The 9,256-nt window shown below is 40.4% G+C and carries 6 protein-coding genes; all 6 read left to right on the forward strand.

The features are described 5' to 3' along the window. Nucleotides 1-2,954 (forward strand): hybrid sensor histidine kinase/response regulator transcription factor (locus QVP90_RS18880; protein WP_288204925.1); only part of this gene is annotated, 2,954 nt, incomplete at its 5' end. 162 nt (nt 2,955-3,116) lie between these two features. Further along, the gene (locus tag QVP90_RS18885; RefSeq protein WP_021937294.1) at nt 3,117-4,271 is read left to right on the forward strand and encodes an MFS transporter; all 1,155 of its coding nucleotides are present in this window, start codon (nt 3,117-3,119) and stop codon (nt 4,269-4,271) included. A 116-nt stretch (nt 4,272-4,387) separates the two neighbouring features. Further along, nucleotides 4,388-4,837, forward strand: coding sequence for a hypothetical protein (locus tag QVP90_RS18890; RefSeq protein WP_005928336.1), 450 nt, complete (start codon nt 4,388-4,390; stop codon nt 4,835-4,837). A 12-nt stretch (nt 4,838-4,849) separates the two neighbouring features. Continuing rightward, complete coding sequence (locus tag QVP90_RS18895; protein WP_005928333.1) at nt 4,850-5,374, forward strand: hypothetical protein; 525 nt, start codon at nt 4,850-4,852, stop codon at nt 5,372-5,374. A gap of 11 nt (nt 5,375-5,385) precedes the next feature. Next, nucleotides 5,386-8,430, forward strand: a complete 3,045-nt coding sequence (locus tag QVP90_RS18900; RefSeq protein WP_005928330.1) for a SusC/RagA family TonB-linked outer membrane protein — start codon at nt 5,386-5,388, stop codon at nt 8,428-8,430. 6 nt (nt 8,431-8,436) lie between these two features. Further along, a partial coding sequence (locus QVP90_RS18905; RefSeq protein WP_288204926.1) for a RagB/SusD family nutrient uptake outer membrane protein occupies nt 8,437-9,256 on the forward strand: 820 nt, incomplete at its 3' end.

The following is a 9,256-nucleotide window of genomic DNA, read 5'->3' on the forward strand; positions in this document are numbered from 1 at the left end:
ATATCCGGAATAATACGTTTAAAGAAATTACGTCTAAAACCCAAGGATATAATTTAAGCGATGATGCAACTTTATGTTCATTGATTGATTCGGACAATGATCTGTGGATCGGTACCTATGATTGCGTTCTGAATAGAATGAAAGATGGGACCAAGCAGTTCATTCACTATACCCATCAGAAAGATGATCCCCATTCACTTATGCATAGCGATTTGAGCTGTTTGTATGAAGATTCCAGAAAAAACATTTGGGTGGGACAGCGCGCCGGACTCTCTTACTTTAATAAGAAGCAGAACTCTTTCCATGTGATTGAACCCCTCAAATGGAATCATATCACCGCACTGCAAGAATATAATGATTACCTGATTATCGGTACTTTTGGCGGCTTGTACAAGTACGATTATAAAACCGGAAATGTGGAACCGTTTAGCTCCAGGTTAAAAAACGTATTGGTGAATTCATTCTTGTTTGATAAACAAGGAAACATGTGGATCGGTACAGAAGGGCAAGGCTTATGGGAGTATACAATAAAGAACGACTCTTTAACCATATACGGACAAGCAAACGGTCTAAACAGTTCCATAGTACGAGAGTTGATATTGGTAGGCGATGATCTGTGGATGGGTACCAACAAAGATATCGTAAAAATGTCTTTAGAAACCAAGGAACTTGATTCCTATAGTGCATCTGACGGAGTTCAACCCGGCAGTTTCCTGAAAAATTCGGGACTAATCATGAGATCGGGTGTAATCGCTTTAGGCGGTACGGAAGGTATGAACATTTTCGATCCTTCCATTATCACAAAAGACAAAACCCCGGCTTCTGTTGTCTTTACCGATTTCCTGTTATTTAATCAGCATGTTACAATCAGAAGTGAACAGAACCCGAAATCTCCTTTAGTCAAAAATATAAATTCTACCGATAGAATAGAACTGAATTACGATGAATCGGTCTTTACAATCGAATATTTAGGTATCAATTATTCTTCTCCGGAACGCATTCAATATGCCTATTTCTTAAAAGGAGTAGATACAGAATGGAACAAAGTGGGCTCCATGCGTTCCGTCACCTACCGGAATTTGAAACCCGGCAACTATTGCTTTATGGTGATGGCCTCTTCTCCTTCGGGAAATTTCGACAAAGACAATGTACGTACATTATATATCCTCGTGAAACCACCTTTCTGGCAAACGTGGTGGGCCTATATCATCTATTTTGTCCTGTTATTAATCATATTGTACATGTGCTGGAACATTGCTATGATGAAAATCAGAGTCCGTGATAAAATAAACTATGAACGTCTGGAGAAGCAGAAACAAAAAGAACTGTATCAGGCCAAATTACAATTCTTCACCAATGCTTCGCATGAATTGAAAAATCCGCTTACCCTTATTCTGGCACCGTTGGAGAAACTATTACTTGGAGAAACAGATAGCAAAAAGAGATATTTATTGTCTCTTATCAAAAGGAACACAATGCGTGTGATCAAAAATGTGAACGAAGTGATCGATATTCGGAAAATCGATTATGGCCAATTGAAACTCAAGGTGAAAGAAATGGATGTAGTTTCTTTCTTTAAGGAAATAGCAGATACTTTTGAAGGAGTAATAGAAGACAAAAACATAAATTTCGTTTTTAACACAAGCGCGGAACGGTTGGTTGGATGGGTATCTCCCAAATTTATGGATAAAATTGTGTATAATATCCTCTCTAACGCCTTTAAATATGTGAAGGATTATGACGAGATCGTAATGAATGTCTTTGTGGAGCAAACTGATATAGGAGACTTATTACATATTGAGATCTCGGATACAGGTATCGGTATCGACAAAAAAGATTTGAAAAAAATATTTGATTGTTTTTATCAAGTTGAATTGAATGACAAAAATATTGTATATCCGGGTTCAGGCATCGGATTGTACTTGGTAAAGTCTTTGGTTGAATTACATAAAGGCCATATTTCTGTTGAGAGTGAATTGAATGTCGGTTCCAGGTTCACCATTGTCGTCCCGTTCGATAAGGCCAATTATTCCAAAGAAGAAATAGCCGATATTAAAGAGAAAGACGATTCTTATGTTACATTTGTCAAAGAAGCCTTACAGGAAAACACAGAAGTGATTGAGGAAAAGACAGATGAAAAGAATGAAACGACTAAGAAATATAAGATTCTGGTAGTAGATGATGAATCCGAAATTCGTGACTTTCTTGCAATGGAACTACACGAAGAATACGAAGTATATACGGCTGCCGACGGCATAGAAGGATTCAAGAGTGCCTTAAACTCTATTCCGGATTTAATTATCAGTGATATCATCATGCCCAATATGGACGGTATAGAGCTTTGCGAAAAAATAAAGTCGAATATAAACACTTCTCATATTCCGATAATCCTGCTGACGGCAAAAGAAACTCATGAAGACCGCTTGGCCGGGCTGGAAGTGGGTGCCAACTCTTACATACCGAAACCGTTTGATATCCGTCATCTTCGAATCCGCATCGAGCAACTGATCAGATACCAAGAAGTTGTCAAAGAGAAATTCATGAAGAAAGTAGCGCTTGTGTCCGGTAAGAAACCAGACGCAGAAACAGCGCCTGCAATGTCCGGTGACGATATGCTGATACAAAAGATTATTAATTATATCAATGAAAATATATCCGATCCGGATATCAAGGGAGAAAGTATCGCAAACTATGTAGGAATGAGCCGCATGAATCTTCACCGAAAACTAAAAGCATTGGTCGGTCTCTCTTCCGGAGACTTTATCAGAACTGTCCGGTTGGAGAATGCAAAAAAGGAGTTGCTGAATACAAACAAAACAATTACGGAGATTACCTACGACTTAGGCTTTTCCTCTCCTTCTTATTTTTATATTTGTTTTGTGAAAAAATTCGGGGTATCTCCTACCGAATTCAGAGAACGCCATGAAACTCCGGCAAAGGAATCAGAGGCTTAGAATTGCGCCATAGAGTACCCAGAAAGGGATGTTACAGTATATATATAGTATGTTACAGTAGTTAATCTTTTATAGCTACAAAAGCCCTATGTTTGCAAAAAACAAATCTGAAAACATGGGAAATTACACAATTACAGCAGGCATCGGAAGGAGGCGTATTATATGAAACGCGCTCAAGTAATAGCATTATTGCCGGTTTTGGCAAGCTTTTTTGTTATGGGATTCTGTGATCTTGTCGGCATAGCATCCAACTATATGCAATCCGACTTTTCCTTATCCGAAACCCAAAAGAACTTCTTACCTTCAATGGTCTTTATCTGGTTCTTTGTATTTTCTGTTCCGTTCGGTGCTTTCATGAACCGGATAGGAAGAAAAAATACAGTGCTTATTAGTTTAGGCTTTACCGTTCTGGCTATGATACTCCCCTTATTGGATTACTCCTACGTATCTTGTCTGATTGCTTTTGCATTGCTCGGCATCGGAAATACGATTCTACAGGTTTCATTAAATCCGTTACTGATGAATATTATGGATGAAAACAAATTGGCCAGCAGTTTGACTGCCGGTCAGTTTATTAAGGCCATATCCTCTTTTGCCGGACCGATTATTGCAGTTTGGGCAGCCGGTTTTCTGGGAAACTGGATTTATATGTTTCCTGTTTTTGCACTAATAACACTGTTTGTCGGTTGCTGGCTATTGTTCACACCGATACCCAAAGAAACTACAAAAAATACGTTATGGTCATTCAAACCCTATCTCATCCTATTGAAAGATAAAACGATTCTATTATTGTTCCTGGGGATCCTCTTTATTGTAGGAGTAGACGTCGGCTTAAATGTCATGATACCCGGTTTTTTAATGGAACGTTGCAGCATGGAGCTGAACGAAGCCGGTTATGGCATTAGCCTGTATTTCGTTTTTCGCACCGTAGGTGCATTTATGGGAACATTCATTCTGGCACGCTTCTCTTCCATCAAGTTTCTACGGATCAGTATGATTATCACTTTATGTGTATTTATCTTTATGCTTTTTGTTTCCGAGAGCCAGTTGCTGTTAGCCATCATAGCGATTGTCGGTTTCTTCTGCGCCAACGTATTCAGTATCATTTTCTCAAAGGCATTACAATTGTATCCCGACAGCGCAAATGAGCTTTCCGGACTGATGATTATGGGAATATCGGGAGGAGCAGTTGTCCCGCCATTAATGGCCGCTTTCTCACAATGGGTAGGTAGTTTTAACGGTTCACTAATGATCATCGGACTCTGCATTACTTATCTGCTATATTGTTCTTTCGCATTAAAAGCGACAAGAAAATAGAGAAAGATTAGCTGATCATCAGCAGATGTTACACTGAATAGAAGAGTTGTTACCAGGAAAATCTATATAAATAATATTCTGTAATATTTTTGTGACGTGTAAAAAATCTTATTATTATGAAAATGAAAAAAATCCCATTATTATGCGCATTACTCATTTCCTTTTTAGGAACTGCCTGCGATAAAGAGACCGATAACGATATCGATTTATCGGGATCATGGCAACTGATTTCACAAATCTCAAATGATGAAGAACAGGAACTGGATGAATGCGCAAAAGGTGAATTACTGTATTTTACAGAGAAAAATGTTTGCTACCTCTACCTGCCTTGTGAATCGAAAGATTTGAGAACTGCCTGGAATTATGAAAGCAATAACCGAATTCTGAATATTTCGGATTTATTGCCTGTAACCTTTTACGTGGAGGATCGTACAGCCAACAGATTAACCCTGAAATATTATACTTATTCGGCAACAGGACAATTAGACACCTATATAAAAACGTATAAAACGGTCGAAACTATTATTGAAGATGGCAAGCTGAGATTAAAAGAATCACATCAATAAACACCAAATACCATGAATAAATATCTATTAGGTTTAGTATTTCTACTATTCATTTTCTCTTCCTGCTCGAAAGATGAAGATTTGGCAAGCGGACTGTCGGGATATTGGAAACAAGTTGCCGCCTATGACAACGGAGAAGTGTGCAGTACCGATAAAGAAGAAAACCTCTCCATTCTGTTCGAAGCAAACGGAGTTTACAGGATGTTTGATCCCTGCCTTGAAAAGGAACATGCCGGAACATGGCTTGTAACCGACAAAGACTGGTTGAATATGTCTATGGATAAAATAGCCGGTAAAAACTCATCCGACAATTCTTATCGATATACTCAAGTGCTGGTTCGTTTCACCATAACCCACTTAGAAGGGAATGAAATGGAACTTCGTATAAAAACATTCTTAGGAGAACGTAAGAAAACAGTTATGTTTTCCCAGATGGAACAAGATCCTACACCCGCTACTCCTGAAGAGGCGATGGAATTAGACAAGAAAAATAAAGAACTGCATACCTACACCTATCAGTTTAGACGAATTCATTAAAATATAATATTATGAAAGGATATACTATATTGCTTCTATTATTCCTTTGCCCATGCTTTGTGTCGGCACAAGACCTGGTAGTGAAAGGAATAGTATTAGATAAAAATAATGGGGAACCTCTAATCGGTGCCACTGTTCTGGTAAAAGGTACTACAATCGGTGTTGTAACCGATTTGGATGGCAACTTTTCTTTAAAAGTGCCTGCAAAAGATGTACAACTGAGTATCAGCTATATCGGTTTCGAAGCTCAGACCGTAACTCCCGTATTCGGAAAGAAGATGAAAATAGAGTTAGGAACAGATGCTGCCGTAGCCTTGGATGAAGTTGTCGTAGTTGCTTTTGGTACGCAGAAAAAGGAATCGATGGTAGGTTCCATTTCAACTGTAAAAAGCAAAACGCTGACTACGGTCCCGGCGTCCAACCTGACCCAATCTTTAGCCGGTAAAGCTTCAGGTGTAACAATCGTTCAAAGTTCCGGTGAAATCGGACGCGACGAAGCAGATATCTACATCCGCGGTAAAGCAACGTTCGCCAATGAAAACACGAAACCTTTGATTGTAGTAGACGGAATTATCCGTGAGAGCTTTGCACAAATTGATCCTAATGAGATCGAAAGCATCAATATATTAAAAGATGCTTCGGCAACGGCCGTTTATGGTGTGAAAGGAGCGAACGGTGTTATCATCGTAACGACCAAGAGAGGAGTTGTCGGTAAACCGGAAGTATCCATTACTTCACAAGTGGCAGTAAACGTTCCTATTCGGTTGTATAAGCCGTTGGATGCCTATCGTTCTGCTCTGCTGCGCAATGAAATGCTGAATAATGGCGGTCAGCAAGCAGAATACAGTGCAACAGATTTAATGAAGTATCGGACGAAAGTTTCTCCTTATACCCACCCGGACGTGGATTGGATGGATGAGATTATGAAATCCGGTTCCATACAACAGCAATACAATGTGAATGTGCGGGGGGGTACCAAATCGATGCGTTATTTCGTTTCCGGCGGTTTTTTTAATCAGAATTCTCCATTCAAAGGAGACAATATCACCAACTTCAACCGATATAACTTCCGGTCGAATCTGGATTTCGACATTACGAAAGATTTGAGTGCTTCGATCAACATAGGCGCCCGCATTGAAGACCGCCATTATCCCACTTCCATGCAGTATAGCAGTTGGGATATATACCATGCCGCAATAGCCAACTCCGGTCGTAAATATCCGGCTTTCAACATGGACGGCTCTTATGGCGGTGACAAAGATTACTCCAATATACATGCCTTGATTCGTGATTCCGGAGAGTTCAAAGAAAACCGGAACGTACTGGAAGCGGGGCTCAACCTTACCTATAAATTGAGTTGGCTTCTTCCCGGGCTTGCCATAAGAGGACAAGTGGCATACGATGATGACAGTAAGCATGGAAAGATTTATCGGAAAGAGGTTGCTACCTACCAATATCTCTACCCAACAGACACCTATATCATGCACGGAGAAAATCGTCCATTGCGTTGGGACTGGCAATATGTAGACAATTTCCGGAAAATTTATCTGGAAGGCGGGCTGACCTATGAACATGATTTCAGAAAACACAACGTAAGTGCTCTTATATTATTTAACCGTCTGTCTCATGGATACAACGTCGATTTGCCATACGCAAGCCAGGGTATGGTAGGACGGTTTGTTTATGGATACGACACCCGTTATCTGGCAGAAGTCAACTTCGGCTATAACGGTTCGGAAAACTTTGCCAAAGGAAAACGTTACGGATTATTCCCCTCTTTTGCATTAGGCTGGGTTATTTCAAATGAACCTTTCTATAAAAAATCCAATATCAGCAAGATTATGAATAGTCTGAAAATCAGAGGTTCTTTAGGCTGGGTCGGTAATGATCGCGTCTGGGCATACGACCCGGTAGCCAATACCAGCACAGAAGCACGGTTCATTTATCTTCAACAATACGAATATGTTGATACCAGCAACACAGACAACTCCTATATATTCGGTATTGGCGACAACCGCGTTCAAGGTATACGCCAAGGACGTGTAGCCAACAAAGATGTCTCTTGGGAAACTTCCAGAAAATTGAATATCGGTTTGGAGGCCGGCCTTTTCAACAATGCCCTGACTTTCAATATTGATTATTTCCATGAAAGGAGATCGGATATCCTGACACAGGTACAAACAATGCCGTCTTACGTGGGAACCGTATTCTCTCCGGCCAATATCGGTATTGTACAAAATCAGGGAGTGGAATTAGAAGTAAATCACAGCCGCTTCATCGGCCCCGATTTCTCATATTCCATCAAAGGAAACATGAGTTTTGCAAGAAACAAAGTGATCGATATGGGTACTCCTCTCGGTGTTTTACCTTATCAGCGTCCGGAAGGATATCCCATCGACACCCCTTTGAAACTGATCACCTTGGGTTATTTTCAAGACTATGACGATATAGAAAGAAGTCCTTCCCAATTAGCTCTGGAAGGAAATACGGAAGTACATCCGGGAGATCTGAAATACAAGGATATCAATGGTGACGGAGTAATCGACCGTGCCGATTTTATAAGGACCGGTTATCCGTTGGTACCCGAGATACAATACGGTATCAACTTGTCCTTATCCTATAAAGGATTTGATGTCGGCGTACTGTTTCAAGGTTCCACTCACGTCTCTTTCGACAAGAATTGGGAAGCGATGTGGGCCTTTTCCAACGGAGACAACGTGTACGATAAACATTGGTCTTATTGGACTCCGGAAATGGGAGATGCAAATGCCAAATACACCCAAATGTACGGAAAATACCAAAATAATGAAGCCGGCGCCGATTATACTTTGTCCGATGGAAGTTACATACGGCTAAAGAATCTCGATATCGGCTATACCCTTCCTAAAAAAATAACGGAAAAAGCCTTTATAAAGACAATCCGCATTTATTTCTCGGCTCTGAACTTGGCAACCTGGGCCAAAGAACCTTATCTTGATCCGGACAACAGAGACAACAGAGCGGCAAACATGCCGCCAATGAAAGCATATAACTTTGGTTTAAATATTAATTTTTAGGATATTATGAGAACATATAAAATATTCTCCTGCCTGTTAGCCATTCTCTTTTACGGCTGTGATGACTATTTGGACCGGGCACCGGATTTAAATCTGGACGAAAACAAGATATTCACCAATTACGAAACCGCCTATAAATTTCAAGCCGATATTTACACCAATCTACTGAAAGGCTTCAATGTGCTCGGAAGTTTTGATCCGGCTCCTATAGCCTGTGCTACGGATGAAGCAGAATCACGTTTCGGTTGGAATACCAGCAATTCATTCAATGTCGGTTCGTATGATGATGTAGATAATCAGTTGACCCGCAACTATGAAGGTATCCGCAAAGCAAATGTCTTCTTATCCAAGAAAGACATCATTCCTTTCCCGAGTCAAGAGATGAGAGAAAGATTATTAGGCGAAACTCTTTTTCTGCGTGCTTTCTTCTTCCACGAAATCATCAAACGATATGGCGGCATGCCCATTCTAAATGATAAACTTTTGTATCCGAATGACAATCTCAGCTTACCGCGAAACAGTTACATGGAATGCGTAAACGCTATCTTGGAAGACTTAAAACAGGCTATCGGGCTATTGCCGGTAACAGTAAATGAAAACGAACAGGGACGCATTACCCGTGGAGTTGCCATGGCACTGAAAGCCCGGGTGCTCTTATATGCAGCAAGCCCGTTGTGGGATAAAGAAAATACGAATCCGGAAAAATGGAAGCTTGCTTATGAAGCGGCTGCAGATGTACTGAATTTGAAAGATGAAGACGGTAACCCGGCCTATCGCCTGTTCGATCGTGGCAACGGAGCAGCCGACTATGAGAAAGTATTCCTGC

The sequence above is a fragment of the Bacteroides sp. CAG:189 genome (genome assembly GCF_000432295.1).
Lineage (GTDB): Bacteria > Bacteroidota > Bacteroidia > Bacteroidales > Bacteroidaceae > Bacteroides > Bacteroides salyersiae.

What these genes read in the sequence shown, in the direction of transcription:
- QVP90_RS18890 (WP_005928336.1), top strand. Translation starts at nt 4,388, where the DNA reads ATGAAAATGAAAAAAATCCCATTATTATGCGCATTACTCATTTCCTTT.
- QVP90_RS18895 (WP_005928333.1), top strand. Translation starts at nt 4,850, where the DNA reads ATGAATAAATATCTATTAGGTTTAGTATTTCTACTATTCATTTTCTCT.
- QVP90_RS18900 (WP_005928330.1), top strand. Translation starts at nt 5,386, where the DNA reads ATGAAAGGATATACTATATTGCTTCTATTATTCCTTTGCCCATGCTTT.
- QVP90_RS18885 (WP_021937294.1), top strand. Translation starts at nt 3,117, where the DNA reads ATGAAACGCGCTCAAGTAATAGCATTATTGCCGGTTTTGGCAAGCTTT.